The 19,431-nt window shown below is 37.2% G+C and carries 15 protein-coding genes; 12 read left to right on the forward strand and 3 right to left on the reverse strand.

Going from position 1 to position 19,431, the window contains the following annotated elements; all coding sequences use genetic code 11:
* The first annotated feature begins 529 nt into the window (after nt 1-529).
* From D1839_RS21320 to D1839_RS08760, 5 genes are all read left to right on the forward strand, one after another.
* The gene (locus D1839_RS21320; RefSeq protein ID WP_120379529.1) at nt 530-625 is read left to right on the forward strand and encodes a putative holin-like toxin; all 96 of its coding nucleotides are present in this window, start codon (nt 530-532) and stop codon (nt 623-625) included.
* Between the two features lie 1,211 nt (nt 626-1,836).
* The gene (locus D1839_RS08745; RefSeq protein WP_120379530.1) at nt 1,837-3,036 is read left to right on the forward strand and encodes a CynX/NimT family MFS transporter; all 1,200 of its coding nucleotides are present in this window, start codon (nt 1,837-1,839) and stop codon (nt 3,034-3,036) included.
* Nucleotides 3,023-4,276 (forward strand): MFS transporter, encoded by a 1,254-nt coding sequence (locus D1839_RS08750; RefSeq protein WP_199690041.1) that lies wholly within the window; start codon nt 3,023-3,025, stop codon nt 4,274-4,276. Before D1839_RS08745 ends, D1839_RS08750 begins: the two co-directional genes overlap by 14 nt.
* A 19-nt stretch (nt 4,277-4,295) precedes the next feature.
* Nucleotides 4,296-4,460, forward strand: a complete 165-nt coding sequence (locus tag D1839_RS08755; protein WP_158589627.1) for a hypothetical protein — start codon at nt 4,296-4,298, stop codon at nt 4,458-4,460.
* Nucleotides 4,461-4,645: 185 nt separating this feature from the next.
* A complete protein-coding gene (locus tag D1839_RS08760) occupies nt 4,646-5,824 on the forward strand; it encodes an anhydro-N-acetylmuramic acid kinase (protein ID WP_120379531.1) in 1,179 nt (392 codons plus the stop codon).
* 227 nt (nt 5,825-6,051) lie between these two features.
* On the opposite strand, the gene D1839_RS08765 is transcribed toward D1839_RS08760, so the two are convergent.
* Complete coding sequence (locus D1839_RS08765; RefSeq protein WP_120379532.1) at nt 6,052-7,701, reverse strand: SLC13 family permease; 1,650 nt, start codon at nt 7,699-7,701, stop codon at nt 6,052-6,054.
* A 551-nt stretch (nt 7,702-8,252) separates the two neighbouring features.
* Here D1839_RS08765 and D1839_RS08770 point away from each other — a divergent pair.
* The 6 genes from D1839_RS08770 (at nt 8,253) to D1839_RS08795 (ending at nt 14,335) form a co-directional block, all read left to right on the forward strand.
* Entirely contained in the window at nt 8,253-8,849 is a 597-nt protein-coding gene (locus D1839_RS08770; RefSeq protein ID WP_120379533.1) for a pyroglutamyl-peptidase I, read from the forward strand.
* Nucleotides 8,850-9,086: 237 nt separating this feature from the next.
* The gene (locus D1839_RS08775; RefSeq protein ID WP_120379534.1) at nt 9,087-10,268 is read left to right on the forward strand and encodes an MDR family MFS transporter; all 1,182 of its coding nucleotides are present in this window, start codon (nt 9,087-9,089) and stop codon (nt 10,266-10,268) included.
* Between the two features lie 14 nt (nt 10,269-10,282).
* Complete coding sequence (locus tag D1839_RS08780; RefSeq protein WP_050352294.1) at nt 10,283-11,023, forward strand: Cof-type HAD-IIB family hydrolase; 741 nt, start codon at nt 10,283-10,285, stop codon at nt 11,021-11,023.
* 669 nt (nt 11,024-11,692) lie between these two features.
* Nucleotides 11,693-11,875, forward strand: a complete 183-nt coding sequence (locus D1839_RS08785) for a cold-shock protein (RefSeq protein WP_050352295.1) — start codon at nt 11,693-11,695, stop codon at nt 11,873-11,875.
* Between the two features lie 344 nt (nt 11,876-12,219).
* Nucleotides 12,220-13,743, forward strand: coding sequence for an acetaldehyde dehydrogenase ExaC (gene exaC / locus D1839_RS08790; RefSeq protein ID WP_120379535.1), 1,524 nt, complete (start codon nt 12,220-12,222; stop codon nt 13,741-13,743).
* Between the two features lie 232 nt (nt 13,744-13,975).
* Nucleotides 13,976-14,335, forward strand: coding sequence for a DUF779 domain-containing protein (locus D1839_RS08795; RefSeq protein WP_120379536.1), 360 nt, complete (start codon nt 13,976-13,978; stop codon nt 14,333-14,335).
* Between the two features lie 337 nt (nt 14,336-14,672).
* Here D1839_RS08795 and D1839_RS08800 read toward each other — a convergent pair whose 3' ends face one another.
* Both D1839_RS08800 and D1839_RS08805 read right to left on the reverse strand, forming a co-directional pair.
* A complete protein-coding gene (locus D1839_RS08800; protein ID WP_120379537.1) occupies nt 14,673-16,685 on the reverse strand; it encodes a penicillin-binding transpeptidase domain-containing protein in 2,013 nt (670 codons plus the stop codon).
* A gap of 75 nt (nt 16,686-16,760) precedes the next feature.
* Complete coding sequence (locus D1839_RS08805; protein WP_286168703.1) at nt 16,761-17,699, reverse strand: LCP family glycopolymer transferase; 939 nt, start codon at nt 17,697-17,699, stop codon at nt 16,761-16,763.
* A gap of 1,048 nt (nt 17,700-18,747) precedes the next feature.
* Between D1839_RS08805 and D1839_RS08810 the strand changes: the two genes are divergently transcribed.
* Nucleotides 18,748-19,323, forward strand: coding sequence for a TasA family protein (locus tag D1839_RS08810; protein WP_120379624.1), 576 nt, complete (start codon nt 18,748-18,750; stop codon nt 19,321-19,323).
* Nucleotides 19,324-19,431 lie beyond the last annotated feature (108 nt).

Here is a 19,431-nt window from a genome sequence, read left to right on the forward strand (position 1 = left end):
CATGAAAAAAGTCTTGCATAAATGATCATCTCCTTATTGGAAAGTATATCCATTTACACAAAACTTTTTACACTCTCGAATATAAGATTTCTATGGTTTATAGTATAAGAAAAACTATAGCTTCCGCCATAAAGATTTAGCGGTAAGCCAAGTTTTTCTTATACCTATAGACAATATTCGATCTTTCAAATATACTTTGTTTGATAAGTCTTGCCTGAAGGCATTAAGCATATCATATATGCCTTACAAACTTCCTTATATGTACGTCTAACAACCGCTGTTATTATACCTTTATTTTGCTCATTAATACGACTATTTAATAACAATACCTTTTAAATGCATTACATCCAAAGAGATGGAGAGCATACAATGAAGTATACAAGCACATGATTGCTTGTAGCATACATGTGGAGCTATCGGAACAAACGTTCTGTTTTTGGGTATTTATTTCTATATGTATGGCATACTAGGTATAGATAATGTTCTTGTAGGATCGGCCGGCTAGCCCTAAAAGAAAGGGGGGAGCCAGGTGAATGTTTATGAAGTTTTTGTTGTGATTTTTGCGTTTGGCACCTTTCTGGTGACGCTGTTGACACTGATCGTGCGAATGATTAATAAAAAATAGACCTCCTGTAATCCAGTAACTAAACGCAGAGGCCTATTTCTGTACAGCCGATCCTCGTTTAAGGACCGCTTATCCTTCGACCACAGCTTTCTCTGTGGTCTTTTTAGTATATGTATCATTGTGCCAATAGTATACCATAAAAGCTAAGCGAGCCCAATAAGCCAACTGATTTAATTAGCAAGTTGTATTTTGAGATAGTGATATCTTTCCCGCGCGAAATAGTTGCAGTGCTATTGTTCTTCTTTGAAAATCGACATAGGTAAGCGGTCAAAACGAATGTAGGCAGCATGATCAAAGTCATCGATTTCATCTGTCTTGTTCATTGCTTTACCTGTTGACAATTTGCTTTTAGATGAATGACAAATGTTTTCGCCTTTCCTACATATGCTCATCGTTGTGTAAACACACAAGGTAGAGTGTGAATCGGTTATCGAAAGTGAAAAACTTTCGTCTTTTTTATACAATATATTCTCAAAGAAAGTATGCTACATTGTCACCATTAGACAACAATGTAGTTGTTTCAGCAATTTTCTGAAATACTAACTTTTAATTCGACATACAACTGTTTTAATGCGAACTTGACTTCATTTGCTAGGTAGGTTTATAGTCTTGGTAACGTTTGTTTAACAGGTACTTAGACCTAATCAATCATAAATATAAGGCAAAATAGCAAAGGAGATGTTGAAAAATTGGATTTGCAAACGGAATGGATAAAATCGAACAAGTATTTACTTTTAAAATGTACAACCATGAGCCAATTGGAGTTCCCTTATAGAAAAAAACAACTATCATTTATATTTAACTATTTAAATGACTTATCCAATAGCAATCAAGCGCAACTAGAAACATCAGAAAATTCAAAAATAAAAAGGCGATCTTCTTAACAATTCAAACGTTTATTTGTTTGAAGACGGATATGTCAAAGGTACATCTGTTAATCAATGCATTGTCACGCATGTAACTGGCTGGTAGAAGGATTTCCGTTTTAACATCGGGGGTGAAATTAAAGGTAAAAGGTCTAATTGCAAGTCAAATGCCTAGTTCTAGTCAGAGGCCATAAGCTTACATCTACGCACTAACAATTAGTAGGATAAATTCTGTTGACTGAAAATTCAATTTAAGTTCCTTCCTTTTACAGAAGCCTCTTATAGGAATAAGCAAGTTATGCTATATTAGAGAGGAATTTCTTTACAAAGGAGAGTAGCGACAAAGTGGAGCAGACAAACGAAAAGAAAACTATATTGTATAAATATTTATTAATAACGGGAATCATAGTCGCTGCTTTTAACTTACGTCCAGCAATTACATCTGTGGGTCCTCTTATTGGTGTGATACGTGATCGCCTTGAACTAGCTAACTGGAGTGCAGGATTACTTACAAGTCTTCCGCTATTAGCATTTGCAATCATGTCTCCGTTAGTAGCCAGGTTAAGTCATCGATATTCAAATGAAGCTGTGATGGTGGCAGGTATGCTTATTCTGTTTATTGGTATTAGCCTGCGTAGTTTTGCAATTATTGGTCTTCTTTTTGCAGGAACATTATTCGTTGGGTTAGGAATAGCCGTTTGTAATGTGTTATTACCGAGTATCATAAAAGAAAACTTCCCATTTAAGGTGGCACTTATGACGAGTATTTATTCTACAGCAATGGGGATTTTTGCAGCATTAGCTTCAGGGGTAAGTGTCCCAATTGCTGAAGGACTTGGCATGGGATGGCAAATTGCCTTATGGGTATGGGCAGTTCCTGCGTTGGCGGGGGGTGTAGTGTGGTTCTTCTTAATGAAGCGGAAAAAAGGAGAACGACATGTGGTGTATTATGGAAATAGTACTAAAAATCAAATATGGCATTCCCCATTAGCATGGCAGGTTGCAGGGTTTATGGGATTTCAATCTTCTTTGTTTTACGTCACAATCTCTTGGATGCCGGAAATTCTGCAGGCAAATGGAATAACTGCTTCAGCTGCTGGATGGTTGTTATCTTTCATGCAGTTTATTGGTTTACCGGCAAGTTTTATTGTCCCTGTCATTGCTGGTAAATTTCGTTCCCAGCAAGGTGTCGTGCTCATAATGGGTTTATTTTCCATTAGTGGTTATGGAGGTCTTTTATGGGGGCAAACGTTGGGAACCATGATCATTAGTATCGTTTTGATTGGTTTTTCATTAAGTGGAATGTTTGCTTTAGCGCTAACATTGCTTGGAATGCGTGCTCAAGATGCAAAGCAAGCTGCTCAGTTGTCTGGAATGGCACAGTCTTTTGGATATATTCTCGCAGCTCTTGGTCCGCTTGCCATAGGCTTCTTGTTTGACGCAACACAAACGTGGGATATTCCATTAGTAACGTTAATGATAGTAGCCGTGATTGTGGTCATATTTGGTTTTGGAGCCGGGAGAGATAAGTATGTATTCGACTAACGAACAGAGAAGGACGAAGAAGGAAGCAATGAAGGGAAAACGGAGCGACTCGACACCATACAGTTTAAAAGATATTTATTTCTGGAAAATCACAGCTAGTCTAGCGTTAGCTTCTTTTTTTATTTTTGCTAGTATGTATGCTGTTCAACCACTGCTCCCTGTATTTGTAGAGGAATTTGAAGTTAGTGTTTCTGTGTCCAGTTTGTCTATGTCGTTTACCATTATTGGTTTAATTGCTGGTCTGATTATGTTAGGATTTTTATCTGATCGGATGGGCAGGACGAAATTTATTAAACTGTCCCTATTCGGATCTATCATCCCTTTTGTCCTAATGCCTTTGACAGACGGCTTTATTGTATTGGTTGGGCTTCGATTTATTCAGGGGTTTGTGCTTGCTGGGCTGCCAGCAGCGGCTCTTGCATATATTCATGAGGAGATTGAACCTAAAAGTGCGGCTTTTGCAACGGCGCTATACATTTCTAGTAACGCACTTGGCGGCATGGTTGGAAGAGTAATAACCGGTGTCATTGCAGACGTTGTATCGTGGCAGACTGCATTTTATGGTTTAGCAATTGGTGGAACCATTATATGGGTACTTGTCCATTTGATGTTACCTCGTTCAAACTTCTTCCAGTCCAGTAATTTACGATTTAAAAAAGATATAGAAGGGTTCGTATTTCATCTTAAAAATCCTATGCTTCTGCTCGTATTTGGATTAGGGATTATTTTGCAAATGTCGTTTACAGGAGTTTGGACATATTTTCCATTTTACATGCAGGAAGAGCCATTTTTATTGCCATTGCAAACTATATCGTATTTCTTCTTTGCATACGGGCTGGGTGTAATTGGTTCGCCATTAGCTGGATGGCTTTCAGGATTTATTGGATTAAAAAAGGTGCGGGTAGCTGGAATTCTAACGCTCTCGCTAGGTATATTCATTACGCTAAGCAATTCGTTAATCATCATGATGGTAGGGCTCTGTATTGCGTGTCTTGGTTTTTTCACAGCCCATTCACTTACAGCGTCTTCTGTCAGTGAAACAGCAACGCATCACAAGGGAAGTGCTTCCAGTTTATATTTAGTAGCTTATTATATTGGGGTTTCCTTGGGAAGTTCAGCTTTAGCACCTATATGGCAGTATTTTCATTGGAACGGTTTAATCATAGTACTTGGTTTGTTACCAATTGCGTACTTATTCTTTGTTCATTTTGCCACGAATTTTCAAAAAAACAAGAGGTGAAAGGAGGGAAATAGACGAGATGTTCAAACATCTGCTTTATGAATTATTGGGATGGCTTTTTACCGGTGTAGGGGCATATTTTATTTATGAAGATCCAACTCTTGTTCTGCCTTATATTAGTTTAGGAATTGGATTAGCGTTAATCATTTTCCATCTACCAAAAAGCTTGCGTCGAAAACAATAACTTCTAAGTGCTTTCATTTTTTACATAACAAATTGAGCATTTGAACACAATGAAATATAAATACATTTATATCGTTTATTTTTTAAAATGAAATTTCAATTAAGTTGTAGTTGTGCTATAGTTAACAGGAGAACAATCTAAAATGCTCATGTATTTGTTATATTTAAAAAGAAAGGATAATGAATATGCTAGGTTCAAAGCAGTCAAGCAATCTTGTGGTTGGTTTAATGTCTGGTACATCCTTAGATGGAATTGATGCAGCGGTTGTGGAAATAAAAGAACAAATGGATACGTTAGATTTTAAACTGTTGCATTTTACTAGTTTTTCATACTCGCAAACAATTAGAGATAAAATTTCCAACATATGTAATCCTAAAACAGCAAGCATTGAGGAAATATCAAGTATGAACATGTACCTTGGAAAACTATTTGCGGATGCCTCAATTAAAGCAATACAAGAAGCGGGATTATCAACCAAACAAATATTGTTAATTAGTTCACATGGCCAAACTATTTTTCATCAACCAGAACCAAAGATGATTGCTGGCAACGAAGTAACCTCAACATTACAGATTGGGGATATTGGAATGATTGCAGAAAAAACAGGAATTATGACAATTGGTGATTTTAGAACTAGGGATATGGCTGCCGGAGGACAAGGTGCCCCCCTAGTTCCTTATACGGATTATAAATTGTTTCGGAACGAAGAACATGGGAGAGTACTTGTCAATATTGGAGGAATTTCAAATGTTACCATTCTTCCAATGGGATGTACAGAAACGAATGTTTTAGCATATGATACTGGTCCAGGGAATATGATTATAGACGCTTTTACAAGCTGGGCTACTAATCATACACAGAATTATGACAAAAATGGCGATATAGCAGCGAAGGGGAGAGTTCATGAAGATTGGTTGAAACAGCTCTTGGACCATCCTTACTTTCAGCTAGCAGCCCCAAAAAGTACAGGAAGAGAGTTATTTGGTGAAGCTTTTGCAAAAAAATTATGGCAAGAAGCAGAGTGTTATCAGATGAATCATACAGATAAGATTACTACGATAACAGCTCTAACTGCAAAAACAATTGCTATGGAAATAAATAAGTTTATAAAGTCTGCTAGTTTAAAGGAAGTATTCATTAGTGGAGGAGGAAGATATAATAAAACGTTAATGCGATTTATTTCCAATTATTTGTCTCCAGATGTAAGCGTGTACGGAACAGAGGAGATTGGGATGCCTGCAGATGCTAAAGAGGCTATATCCTTTGCTATATTAGGGTATCAATGCTATCAGCAAAGAACGAATAATCTTCCAGCAGCAACTGGAGCAAACAATGAAGTTATTATGGGGAAAATGGCGTGGTAATCTATTTGCTTGAAGTGCTGTTGACATTTCAACGTATACTTTATTTTAGCATTAAACAATAGAAAAAATATGTGGGAGCTTGTTATCAACTATAGCTCCCACATATTACGATTTTAAATGCAGTACAATAAGTTATTTGAATTCACATTCTAATGACTGGTATTTTACTTCAAACCGTCTTGGGATGATATTTTTAGCTTATGTTATTCTCTATCATGCAAAATCTTTTACTTTACAAAGTTAGGCACTTCATGAATATTGATGCCCCAGAAAATGGGGAGTAAGAAATAGATTGCTAATGTAACAAGAATGATGCCAATAATATTTAAAGCAAAGCCGGATTTAGCCATATCCTGTATTTGCAAGTAACCCGAACCAAAGACGACGGCGTTTGGTGGTGTTGCAACTGGTAGCATAAATGCACAGGATGATGCCACTCCAGCAGCGATCATAACTACAAACGGGTGCACTCCTAATGCTATAGCAAGAGCTGCCATAATCGGATACATCATATTTGCTGTTGCCGTGTTTGAAGTGATTTCCGTTAAGAAAATAACTAGTCCGGTAACGGCTAACAATACAATGAAAATATGAATGCCTTGCAATGCTGTTAATTGGTTTCCAATCCACGCAGATAGACCAGACAGTGTAAATCCTGCTGCTATCGCTAAACCGCCTCCGAATAATAACAAAATGCCCCATGGAAGTTTAACTGCTGTATTCCAATCTAGTAAAAATGTGTCTTTATGATTTTTGGAAGGCAGTAAAAATAAAATAATGGCAGCACACATAGCAATAATTGCATCATCGATGTTTGGATTGATATGGACAAGGAAAAACGAGCGTGTGATCCAGGCACAAGCAGTAAGTACAAAGACTGTGAAAACCACTTTTTCTTCTGCTGAAGACTTACCAAGCTTCTGTATTTCCCGATGAATTACCGCTTTTCCGCCTGGTAATTCCTTTAACTTTAATGGATAGGCTACTTTTATCAAATAAAACCAGATGATTAAAATAAAGCCCCATGCAATTGGAACCCCAAATAGCATCCATTTGGCAAAGGAAAGCTCTATCCCATACATTTTATTAATTACTCCAGCTAAGGCCGCATTAGGGGGAGTTCCAATTAATGTTGCAATTCCTCCAACAGAGGCAGAATACGCGATACCAAGCATTAAAGCTTTTCCAAAAGCAAAGTTTTCTTTTGATGTGTCTATAGAAGGTTCCCCTTTTAATGCATCAGAAATTTGATAAATTATCGCTAATCCAATGGGAACCATCATCATCGCTGTAGCAGTGTTGGAAATCCACATGGATAAAAAACCAGTAGAAACCATAAATCCTAAAATAATTCGGTTCGTATTTGTTCCAATCACAGAAATAATCGATAAGGCGATTCTTCGGTGTAAATTCCATTTTTCCATTGCTAGCGCTATCATAAAGCCACCCATAAACAGAAATATGGTATCGCTTCCATAAGATGAAGTCGTTGTCCCTATATCTAGTCCACCAGTTAACGGAAATAGGATAATCGGTAATAAGGAAGTTGCAGGTATTGGGATTGCCTCTGTCATCCACCACACAGCAATCCAAATGGTACTCGCTAAGACTGCTAAACCTTCCTGAGACAAACCTTCAGGTGAAAAAAATAATAAAGTGATGGCAAAAAGTAATGGTCCAGCAATTAAGCCGATAATCTGTTCTGGTTTATAATTGCGGTTGCCTCGATAATCATGATTTTTCCCTGCTAGATTATCAGAAGGGTCTATCGACCTACTTGTCGATAATCTAGAGGCATTGGCTTTAATAAAAAACGTAAACATAGATTTTATTTCGTCATGTTTCTCCCACATCCAATTCCACGTTGACGAAAACATACATATCCCCCCTTTATTTTCCCATAGTTAACATTATATGCATAGATGAATCAATCAGCAAGATAAGATGATTTCGCTTTCATTGTCAATAGAAATTTTTATATATATGAATTTGTTATCATAGGTGGTTTCATTTAGTCTAAAGATAGATTAAGAAGGCTTGTGTTGGATTCACGGTTGCTCATAGTAGACAAATAGATGACCCCAAATTCCTTTTGATTTATGAAGGTATCTAACCGCATTTATCTTGAGTGAAATGTCAGATAAATGCCAAAGGAGAAAGACATAAATAATAAAAAAGAAATCATTGGGTAGCATAGGAAAATGTTTATAAATTAAAAGATAGCGTTGTCCACTCATCTAATAAATAACAAAATAGGTACACCCGTTTTTGTAGCTTCTCTCTTTAGAAGGTGATGATTTTGTTGCTAATTTAAGCAGTAGGTATAAAGCTTTCGATATTTTAATTGATTTTTTAAAATGTGATATGATAGTTTATATAAATTTACTTAATGCACTTACTTTAGACAATAGAAAGGGATATTGAAAACATGAAAAAAGTATTACTAACCGGTTTTTCAGCCTTTTTAGATAATCCTATAAACCCAACCGAAGAAATGGTTGAAAAGTTAGACGGAGAAATAATTAAAGGCTATGAAGTTGTTGGAAGAACACTGCCTGTTTCTTTTATGGAAGCTGGCAAGCAATTGATTACTTATATAGAGGAAATAGAACCCGATGCTATCATTTCATTAGGCTTAGCTGCAGGAAGAATGGCTGTTACACTTGAACGAATTGCAATTAATTGTAATGATGGACCGAAAGATAATAGTGATTATCAACCGAATGGAGAAGTAATTGTTGATGACGGTGCCGACGGTTATTTTTCTACCCTGCCTTTACAGGAAATCGTCGCCGCGTTACATGCAGAAAAGCTGCCTGCTAAAGTATCTAATACTGCTGGGACATATGTATGCAACAATGTGATGTATCATGCCTTACACTTTGTAAAAAAGAAAAATTTATCGATTCCTGCTGGCTTTATACACCTCCCGGCCTCTCATGAGCTTGCTTTGAAGAAAGAACTTCCCAGCTGGTCGCAATTTGATTTAATGAATGCTGTAAAAATAATTATTGCTAGTTTATAACATAGCTAGAATGGTTAGAAACTTGAAGGAAGAAGTTCTTAAGGATGATGCTCAAATCATCTAAAACCTGATTACGTAAGCCTGTTAATAAGTGCACACTTATCGTTTTGCTTAAAGCTTATTTGTAGCTCAATTGATGAATAAAACTTTACAAAAGACGTAGGGCAGCGTTATTGATTCGGCTTGGGAAATGGTTTAAAATAACATAGATACGATGATAGATAGCAGGTGATAAGTATGCCAAAACAAATTTGGCTACTAGTAATAGCAACAACTGTAAATGTCACTGGAGCTTCTTTCTTATGGCCATTAAACACCATATATATGCATAATGAACTTGGAAAAAGCCTTGCTTTTGCAGGGTTTATTTTAATGCTTAACCAGGGCGCTTCCATTGCAGGTAACTTACTAGGAGGGATATTGTTTGATAAGTTTAGCCCTTATAGAACGATTCTCTATGGAACAGGTCTAGCAATTATTGCCTCAGCTGTAATGGTTTTATTCCACCAAGACATTGTTTTCTATTCTATTTCCCTTGTTTTCATCGGCTTTGGTTCGGGCATAACTTGGCCGGTTATGTTTGCTATGGCTGGTTCCATTTGGAAAGAAGGGGGAAGACGGGCGTTTAATGCCATTTATGTTGCCCAGAACTTTGGTGTTGCTTTAGGGGCTACTTTAGGTGGCTATGTGGCAAGTATTTCATTTAATTATATTTTTATTAGCAATGCAGTCTTATTTTTTAGTTTTTTCCTTATTGTTTTGTTTACATTTAAACCTATGGATTCTTCCATAGACAGGCAAATGCATACGACTGTTTTAAAGCAACATGGAAATATGAAAGATAAAACAGCATTTGTTGCGTTACTTATTTTATGTGGTGGATTTTTAGTGACATGGATTGCGTATAGTCAATGGCAATCGACCATCGCTTCCTATACGCAAGATTTACAAATACCATTAGAGTTATATAGTAGTTTGTGGGCCATTAATGGCTTTCTGATTGTTTTAGGACAGCCTTTGATAAAATGGATTACGCAAAAGGTAACTTCCCAAAAAACGCAGATATATGTTGGAAATACGATTTTCCTTATTTCCTTTCTGATTGCATTATTATCAGAAACCTTTAGCATGTTTGCTATAGCTATGGTAATCTTAACAGTGGGAGAAATGCTTGTTTGGCCTGCAGTTCCTACGTTGGCAAATGATTTAGCACCACATGGGAGAACAGGCTTTTATCAAGGAATAGTAAATAGTGTTGGTGCGGCTGGAAGAATGGTTGGGCCAGTACTAGGTGGGATTGTTGTAGATATGTTTAACATTGAACTGTTATTCTTTATCTTATTTGCGTTACTTATTATTCCTTATATAACAACAAGTGTATATGATCGGGGTATTGTTTTGAAAAGAAAAACGGAATAAATGGAGGCAATGACATGGAGCAAGCAAAAAGTATTAAATTAATCGCTTTAGACATGGATGGCACGTTACTAACAATGGATCATGAAGTAACACCACTAACTCGCCAAGCAATTTCTGACGCTATGGATAAGGGAATACATGTTGTGTTAAGTACGGGGCGCTGGTTAAAATCATGCTATCCGTATGCAGAATCGTTGGGCTTACAATCTTACCTCGTAACGGTAAATGGGGGACAGATCTGGACGAAAGACAAAGAACTTGTAGAGCAACATTTATTCGATTCTAAAAAAATTGAACAGATGTATCATATTGCAACTGAGCTTGGGCTTACAACATGGATGATTACAACAGAACAAGTATATCGTAATGAATTACCAGATAATGTTCATGAACTAGACTGGTTGAAGTTCGGATGTGAGTCCCATGATCCAGTGATTTTAGAAAAAATGATTAAAGAGCTCTCTTATATTGAAGGTTTGGAAATGACGAACTCATTACCAACGAATATGGAAGTGAATCCTGAAGGGGTAAATAAAGCACGTGCGTTAGAAAAAGTATGTAAAAAACTAGGAATAACGATGGATGAAGTAATGGCGGTTGGTGATAGCTTAAATGATATCAAAATGATCCAACAGGCAGGTATTGGCGTTGCCATGGGGAATGCGCAAGAAGCTGTGAAAAAAGCCGCAGATTATATCACGGATTTTAATAATGAGGATGGGGTAGGAAAAGCAATCCAGCGGTTTGCTTTGTAAACTGATTAAATTGGCTTTGGCTTTACGTACTTCTTGAGAAAAAATAGGATTGCTATCTTTTAATGCTTATAAAAAATGGAACAGAAAAATCATTTATTCTACAATAAAACGCCCTTTAAAGGGCGTTTTATTTTTAGGCTCTAAAATATATGTTAGGGTGCAGAAAAAAAGTTAGATAAATAAAAACACCAATCTCCTATTTTTGTTAAACTTTCTTTAGATCAATAAACTAACACACCATTACGGTACTAACGATCAGTGGGGGATGGAATGAAAACCCTCATTTGATGGAAGATTCCCTTTATAATCGAATGGAAGCAAGGATTTACTTGGTTTTCACTTTATTTTAACTATGAACATCTGTTATTACTTGAACAGCCTTTATTTCGTACATAAAGATGATCTAACTATCATATAATACAAGTAGAATAGAGCCGTCAAACTTAAAATCGGATTAACGAAGAATGGTTCTTTTTGTATACGTAAAGTATGGAACGGATAGATTATCACAACATTCTTAAATTTCAGATAAATATGTCTGGATTAGTTGGAAGGTTTCAAACTGAGAGTAGCCTTGTACATGCTTGACAGGATCCGTTTTTTCAGTAGCTTTCTTTCTAGTAACAATAGGCGTATAATAGAAGTTAGTATAAGAAAGGAGATGCTCATATGTCTTTTTCACGTGGACCAAAAGAACCGGTTCCAGAAGTGGAAACGAACATTTGGTCATGCACCAGTGACGATTGCCAAGGTTGGATGAGGGAATCGTATAGTTTTGAGGAGGAACCAACATGTCCGTTATGTAAGTCCACTATGCAAAAGGAAGTAAGGATTCTTCCTGAACTTAAGTAGCATGAACCAGTAAGAAGTATCTCTTATTTATTGCTGCTAACCCTTGATGTCCCATCAAGGGTTTTTGCATATGGAAGGTTTAGATCGGCTCACCAAATCTTTTATAACTATGGAAGTTATCTAAATACCGCGTGAACATGTGAAATTTCATTTAACCTGCACATATGGTTAGCTTATGAATAACCTACTTGGGGAAAGCCAACCTTTTTGTAATAAGCCACGCTATGTGCTACTTTAAAATATAATCTTGCAATAATTCGGAATCATTTGCTATACTATACCTAAATCCAATTGTTGTTTTCGAACTATCTGAAAGCGCTTTCGAATAGGGAGGAGATGGTTGCATGAGGTATGCTAAACCAAATACAGAGGGTGCAGTTGTTCATTTCAAGGATAGGTATGACAATTTCATAGGTGGGACATATCAACCGCCTGCAAGCGGAAAGTATTTTGAAAATGTTAGCCCAGTAACAGGAGAAGTATTTTGCCAAATTGCCAGATCCACGAAAGAAGATGTTGAAGCTGCTTTGGATGCAGCTCATGAAGCTAAAAAAACGTGGAGCCAAACATCAGTAACGGAGCGTTCTATGTTGCTAAATAAAATAGCAGATCGCATGGAAGAAAATATCGAAAAGCTTGCTGTAGCAGAAACGTGGGATAATGGAAAGGCTATTCGAGAGCCTTTAGCTGCAGATATACCGCTTGCTATTGATCATTTTCGCTATTTCGCAGGTGTAATACGAGCGCAAGAAGGTGGAGTCAGTCAAATTGATAAAGATACGGTAGCTTATCATTTTCATGAACCGCTAGGGGTAGTAGGGCAGATTATCCCTTGGAATTTTCCGTTGCTAATGGCGACTTGGAAGCTTGCTCCCGCATTGGCTGCAGGAAATTGTGTCGTCTTGAAGCCAGCTGAACAAACACCAGCATCCATTCATATTTGGCTAGATATAGTTAAAGACTTAATTCCTGCTGGCGTTATAAATGTAGTTAACGGCTTTGGTTTAGAAGCAGGTAAGCCTCTTGCTACAAATAGCAGAATTTCAAAGGTCGCGTTTACTGGAGAAACGACTACTGGACGATTAATTATGCAGTATGCTTCTGAAAATATTATTCCGGTAACACTAGAGCTTGGTGGGAAATCTCCGAATATTTTCTTTGCTGATGTGATGGATGAAGACGATGGATTTTTAGCCAAAGCGGTTGAAGGTTTTGTAATGTTTGCATTGAATCAGGGAGAAGTTTGTACTTGTCCATCTCGGGCTTTAATTCATGAAACGATATACGATGAATTTATCGAACGAGCTATCGAGCGGGTAAAACAAATTAAACTAGGGCATCCACTAGATACAGCTACGATGATGGGTGCTCAAGCCTCACACGAGCAAATGGAAAAAATCCAATCTTATCTAGATATTGGTAAACAGGAAGGAGCAGAGGTTTTAATTGGTGGTAATATACGAAAAATAGATGACCCTGATCTAAACAATGGATATTATGTAGAGCCAACTATTTTTAAAGGCGATAATAAGATGCGAATTTTTCAAGAGGAGATATTTGGGCCAGTTCTCTCATTAACTACATTTAAGGATAAAGAAGAAGCTTTAACAATTGCAAATGATACATTGTATGGTTTAGGTGCTGGCGTTTGGACGAGAAATATTAATACGGCTTATCGGTTTGGGCGTAATATTGAAGCTGGACGAGTATGGACGAATTGTTATCACCAATATCCTGCTCATGCAGCCTTTGGTGGCTATAAAAAATCAGGAATAGGTAGGGAAAATCATCAAATGATGCTTAGTCATTATCAACAGACCAAAAATTTATTCGTCAGCTATAGCGAAGGTCCAGTAGGATTATTTTAAAAGATAAGAAAGTATTTGGCTTTGGGATACCGATATAATGGAATAGCCACGTCCGGCTTAAGCGCCCAGCAACTAGGCGACTTTACAAATCGCCCTACGATAAGTCATCATCGGTTCGTTACCTCACCGTGATTCCTAAAACTTTAGTTGATTCGTTCCAGTCGCTACGTTGCTAACCGGGCGCTCTGCGCCTTTGTTCAATTATTCCATCATTCATTAAAAGGGGGATCATATGGTTGAACGGGTAACTGCAACAGAGGAAGCACTTCGGCTGATAGAAAAACTAAAGATGGAACACGGCGACTTAATGTTTCATCAGTCTGGAGGTTGCTGTGATGGAAGTTCCCCAATGTGCTATCCTCTACATGAATTCCGTGTAGGTGAGGCAGATGTTTTATTGGGCAGTATTGGTGGAGCACCATTTTACATGTCGAAGGGTCAATACGATTATTGGAAGCATACACAACTCATTATTGACGTAGTGGACGGGAGAGGTGGTATGTTTTCTTTAGAAGGACCTGAAGGGAAACGATTTTTAACCAGGTCCAGGGTATTTACAGAAAACGAACAATTGTCATTAAAGCAGCAATAGTAATATAAAAGGGTTAGCCATATCTTATGGGTAACCCTTTTATTACGGTATAGGAAACTGTAAAATGAGGTGCTTATGGATAATGGAATAACCGAATAGCTACGCCCGGCTTAAGCGCCCAGCAACTAGGCGACTTCACAAATCGCCCTACGATAAGTCATCATCGGTTGTAGCTAAGAGGAAGGCCGACTAAATACGGGCTTTCCGCCCGACGTCGGCATACCCCTGGTTTTAGTAGCATGATTCCTAAAACTTTAGTTGATTCGCTCCAGCCGCTACGTTGCTAACCGGGCGCTTTACGCCTTTGTTCTTGGTGAAAGTGCGTGCACGTGAAGGGTTATTCCTTCATTTGATTGAGAATTTCTACTGCCTTTTCAGTAGGATAGCCACCTTTTCCTTTGATTTCTTCAATCATAACAGAAACAATAATATCCTCATCGTCTGTAGGATAACCAACGAACCAACCGTTTTCTTGACCTGAATCATCACTCGTTAATTTTAACTCAGCTGTTCCCGTTTTACCTGAGACAGGGAAATCAGCATTTTTGGCAGACTGCTTAGCTGTTCCGCTTACCACTACATCGCGTAAGGCTTCCTTTATAATGTCCGCTTGCTCTGGTGTAATTAATTTATCTTTCCATATTTGTTTTTTATCTTCGTTTGCAAGCAAAGTTGGTTTCAACATATTTCCGTTATTTAAAAATGCTGTATAGGCGGTAGCTAGGTGAATGGAACTCATTTCTAATTCTCCTTGACCGTAGCTCGTGTTTGCAAGTAGAACTTCATCATCTAACTTTCCTGAAGTGGAAATAGAAGATGCTGTTATCGGATACTCAAATGGGAAGTCTGTTCCTAAGCCGAATGCTTTCAGCCCTTCAACATAAGCTTTCTCCCCCATGTTTACAGCTTGCATAGCAAAATAGATGTTATCTGAACGAACAAGTGCGTCATGTAAATCTACCGGACCGTTGGATTCGGATACACGTGTTACTTCATAATCTCCCCAGCCTTCTCCGTTGCTCCAAGTAAGTCCATTTATTTCTAATCCTTCTTTTGGATCAATCTTGCCATTACTCAATCCAATTGCAGCAGTAATCGGCTTCATAACTGAACCAGGAGCATATGTGGATGAAAAACGATTTAATAGTGGATTTTTGCTGTCTTCTTCTAATTGTTTCCAAAGATTTGGTGTGGTTCCATATAAAATCTTATTCGGATTAAAAGAAGGACTAGATACTAAGCCTAATGTTTCTCCTGTTTTAGCATTTATTGCTGATACATTAGCCATATTACCATCTAAAGTTTGATAAATCTTTTCCTGTACATTAATATCAATAGTCAGTTTTATATTTTCTCCATCTTTTGCTTCTTTTTCAGCGAGGACGGTCTCTGCTCCGCCTTTCACGATTTTAACTCGGCTGCCTTTTTTTCCTCGTAGCTGTTTTTCGTATAGTTTTTCAAGTCCTCTTTTCCCGATGACATCTTGGTCAGTGTAATTACCTTCTTTTTGTTCTTTTAAATCCTCTGCCGTCACGGATCCGATATAACCAACTAAAGCTCCAGTCGCTGCTCCTCCTGGATAAATGCGCCCTGTTGTTTCCTGTCTTGTAATACCATCAATTGTGACGAGTTGTTTCCAAAGCGCTTCCTCTTCTTTCGTAATTTTTGCTATAGGTACAAATAAATTAGGTTGAACCCAATCTGCATTTAGTTTTTCATCAATTGCCTCAACAGATAACCCAAGCAGTTGGGCAATTTTCTCTTTATTTTGATCAGGGCTTGAGCCAAGTTTTTCAGGAACAATCCCAACTTCGTAAATGATATCGTTCATGGCTAGAGGCATCTCATTACGGTCACGAATTTCTCCACGAACAGGAGGGGTAGATTCGATACGCAGCTCCCCCCCATCTTTCATTTCTGGAAAAATAAAACCTGGATCCCATTCGATATACCAGTTCTCTTCATCCTCTTCTCCTTGCTTGATTAAATTAGCTTCATAGTCAAAAGAGATAGGACCAGCCATCGTTTTCATGCTAACGGTGAAAGGGATAGTTGCTTTACCAGAATCCACGGCTTTATCGGATTCCTCTTTGCTTATTTTTTTAGCTTCAATTTTTAAATCAGAAACATGTAAATCTTGATAAATCTTTTTATAGCGATCAACAAACTGTTCTGTGGGATAACTTTCCGCAGTTGATTTACTTACCATTTTGTACATTTTGCCAAATTCCTGCTTATTCCAATGCTTGATATAGTTTGAGAATCGATCATTTGGTGTAGCGTTGTTATCAGAACAAGCAGTTACGAATGCAATTAGCATAATAATTGCTATTAAAATTCGTTTTTTCATAATCACACCCCAAAATAGTATACGTCAAGTAACATGGAAAGACGGTTTGGATCCATGTTACTTGACTCCTTTTAGTTATTTCGCATTCATATGTGCGTCGATTTCTAACTGTACTCGGCTGAATTCTGAATCTGGTAAAACATAATACCAAATTCCGCCAATCTTTTGACCGTTTCCGTTAATTTCTATGGTTGATACGTTGTTTCTGGTGCTTCGATAATTACTAAATAACGTTTGCATATCATCCTTGTCAAGATTTGTTTTTACATTATCTCCAAGGATGGAAAGGATATTACCAAACTTAGTAATACTGGAAAAACTAGCTCCTTTATTCATAGCGGCCATAATTACTTCACGTTGGCGTTCATTACGCCCTAAGTCTCCTCTAGGATCGTTTTTCCGCATACGGATGTAGTCTAATGCTTGTTCGCCATTTAACTGAACTTCTCCTTTAGGGAATTCAGAACCTCCTTGTGAAAAAGCTGTATCGTTAGAAACAGTCACCCCACCTAATGCGTCAATTCCTTGTTTGAATCCCTCCATATTTACGCTAGCGTAATAATGGATCGGAATATGAAAGTTCTCTTCCACTGTTTGAAGGGAAAGTTCTACATCTCCAAAAGCATAAGCATGGTTAATTTTATCTTGACCTTTTCCTGGGATGTTAACATAAGTATCTCTTGGGATACTAACCATTTTCATTGCATTGGTTTTGGGGTTAAGTGACAAAACGATCATTGTATCCGATCTGCCTTTGTCGCCACTCCGTTCATCGACACCAAGTAATAGTAGATTGACAGCCTTTGTGTCTTTGAAAATAGCTTCTAGCTCTTTTTGCCTTTCTGGATCATTATCACGAGATAGCGGGTTGTGCATTGTTTCGATCGTATTATCGATTTGATTCCAGACGTAAATTATAGCTCCACCAACAATGAGTAGAATAGCTAAAAAAATTCCCCCTAGCCACAACGGCCATTTACGCTTTTTTTTATTTTTTTTCATACGGGTATTCAATTCATTCACTCCTATATACCATCTTTATTCAGTCTAGTGAAGCTAGATTCATTGTGGCCAGAAATAAAACATTTAGGTTGGTGTAATAAAGCTCCTCGTTCATCTGTCACTATACTTTCAAGCAAATAATGAAGCGTTTTGTAAACGTATTCTTTCCATGAATGAATAGTAACTCAGAAGAACTGTAAACGGAAGCTCATAGCGGCGTTCGATTTCGTACATTTTGCTACTAATCACTATGCTACCCATCTAGAGCTTTTATCCCATTCTAAATACGTATTAACGAGAAATGCTTTTATTTTTGTATATTACAAGAACCTGAAAGAATAAATGTATTTTATTCTTCATGACCACAACTGCTCAATAAGTTAAAATTGTCTGCATTCATTATCTGATAGGTTGTAAAATAAAAACAATTACGGTTTGATTATATCGAAATTAGTCGTTTTCGTCTATTTTTCCTATCCTTTCAATTTTGTCACATATAAGATGGTGTAAGACTCCTACGAGTACACTAACAAGTCTAAGTGGGGGAGATAACGACACCTAAATGCCCGATTCGTCCTTCTAACAATCAGTGGTGGATGAATGAAAACCTTACTGATACAAAATTCACTTTATAAGGAGCAATATTTACCTGTACATACGGATAAATACCTACCAATGATTCACTATTTTTTCTCACACAGCAAATAGAATTATATTTTAGTTGTTTGAAAGTAATATGAGGAATCAAGTTCAAATTATTCGATGTTTGCTCATAAAATATAATTGTGTATTCAGGTTGTTCTTTTTAATGGAAAAAATAAGTAAATTTAAGTATTTGGGAGAAAAATTGAGTTAATTTAAGATATTCGTTCTTTATAACGAATAAAAGGCTTATTTCGGAGTTTTAAATTTATGAGAGCATAGATTATACTTTACGTAATGTTCTTTATAAAGAACTAAACAATCTTTAGAAAGAACGGATGGGGTTATACATATGGGAAAGGGGGATAGACCAGTTTTTGGGAAAACCGTTTTATTAAAAGTAGAGGGAGGAAAAAACATGAGTTTTAAGAAAAAATTAGGAATGGGTATTGCAACAGCGGTTTTAGGAGTTGGATTAATAGGTGGAGGAACTTTTGCATATTTTAGTGATCAAGAGGTCGTAGCGAATTCATTTGCTGCTGGAACGTTGGATTTAGGGGTGGATCCCAATATCGCCTTTGATATAGATAATTTAAAACCCGGAGATTACATGACACGTTCATTTAAGATGACGAACGAAGGAACATTAGATATAAGCAAAGTTCTAATGAATACAACTTTTTCTGGAACAGAAGGGTTTGAAGATCATTTACGAGTGGATTTCTTAACGAGTGATGGAAAAGTCATTGAAAGTTTAAGTGGAAAGACGATTAGTGAATTGAGCCAAATAAAAAATCAAGATATTACACCTGGATTTTGGGCGTGGTGGCCTTTCGTTCAAGAAGGGAAAGGGATCCCGATTGGAACAGAAGACACAATTCAAATTAAAATCACATTTGTAGATAACGGTGAAGATCAAAACTTCCTTCAAGGAGCTAATTTAGATGTGGACTTTGCTTTAGAAGCACATCAAACAGAAGGAGAAGAGAAGTAACCAGGGAACTGCAAGCCAAAGTAGAGGTGTATGTTTATCCCTCTACTTTGGTTGTCACCATGCTTCCTTCACTACTAGATATATGAAAAAGAAGAAAGAATATGATAA

It is taken from the genome of Roseburia sp. 1XD42-34, from assembly GCF_009917385.1.
Taxonomy (GTDB): Bacteria; Bacillota; Bacilli; order Bacillales; family Amphibacillaceae; genus Virgibacillus.

Bases quoted from the DNA above. Each gene is read 5' to 3' on its own strand.
- D1839_RS08810 (WP_120379624.1), top strand. From the start codon at position 18,748: ATGAGTTTTAAGAAAAAATTAGGAATGGGTATTGCAACAGCGGTTTTA.
- exaC (WP_120379535.1), top strand. From the start codon at position 12,220: ATGAGGTATGCTAAACCAAATACAGAGGGTGCAGTTGTTCATTTCAAG.
- D1839_RS08780 (WP_050352294.1), top strand. From the start codon at position 10,283: ATGGAGCAAGCAAAAAGTATTAAATTAATCGCTTTAGACATGGATGGC.
- D1839_RS08775 (WP_120379534.1), top strand. From the start codon at position 9,087: ATGCCAAAACAAATTTGGCTACTAGTAATAGCAACAACTGTAAATGTC.
- D1839_RS08795 (WP_120379536.1), top strand. From the start codon at position 13,976: ATGGTTGAACGGGTAACTGCAACAGAGGAAGCACTTCGGCTGATAGAA.
- D1839_RS08760 (WP_120379531.1), top strand. From the start codon at position 4,646: ATGCTAGGTTCAAAGCAGTCAAGCAATCTTGTGGTTGGTTTAATGTCT.
- D1839_RS08785 (WP_050352295.1), top strand. From the start codon at position 11,693: ATGTCTTTTTCACGTGGACCAAAAGAACCGGTTCCAGAAGTGGAAACG.
- D1839_RS08755 (WP_158589627.1), top strand. From the start codon at position 4,296: ATGTTCAAACATCTGCTTTATGAATTATTGGGATGGCTTTTTACCGGT.
- D1839_RS08770 (WP_120379533.1), top strand. From the start codon at position 8,253: ATGAAAAAAGTATTACTAACCGGTTTTTCAGCCTTTTTAGATAATCCT.
- D1839_RS08750 (WP_199690041.1), top strand. From the start codon at position 3,023: ATGTATTCGACTAACGAACAGAGAAGGACGAAGAAGGAAGCAATGAAG.
- D1839_RS08800 (WP_120379537.1), bottom strand. From the start codon at position 16,685: ATGAAAAAACGAATTTTAATAGCAATTATTATGCTAATTGCATTCGTA.
- D1839_RS08765 (WP_120379532.1), bottom strand. From the start codon at position 7,701: ATGTTTTCGTCAACGTGGAATTGGATGTGGGAGAAACATGACGAAATA.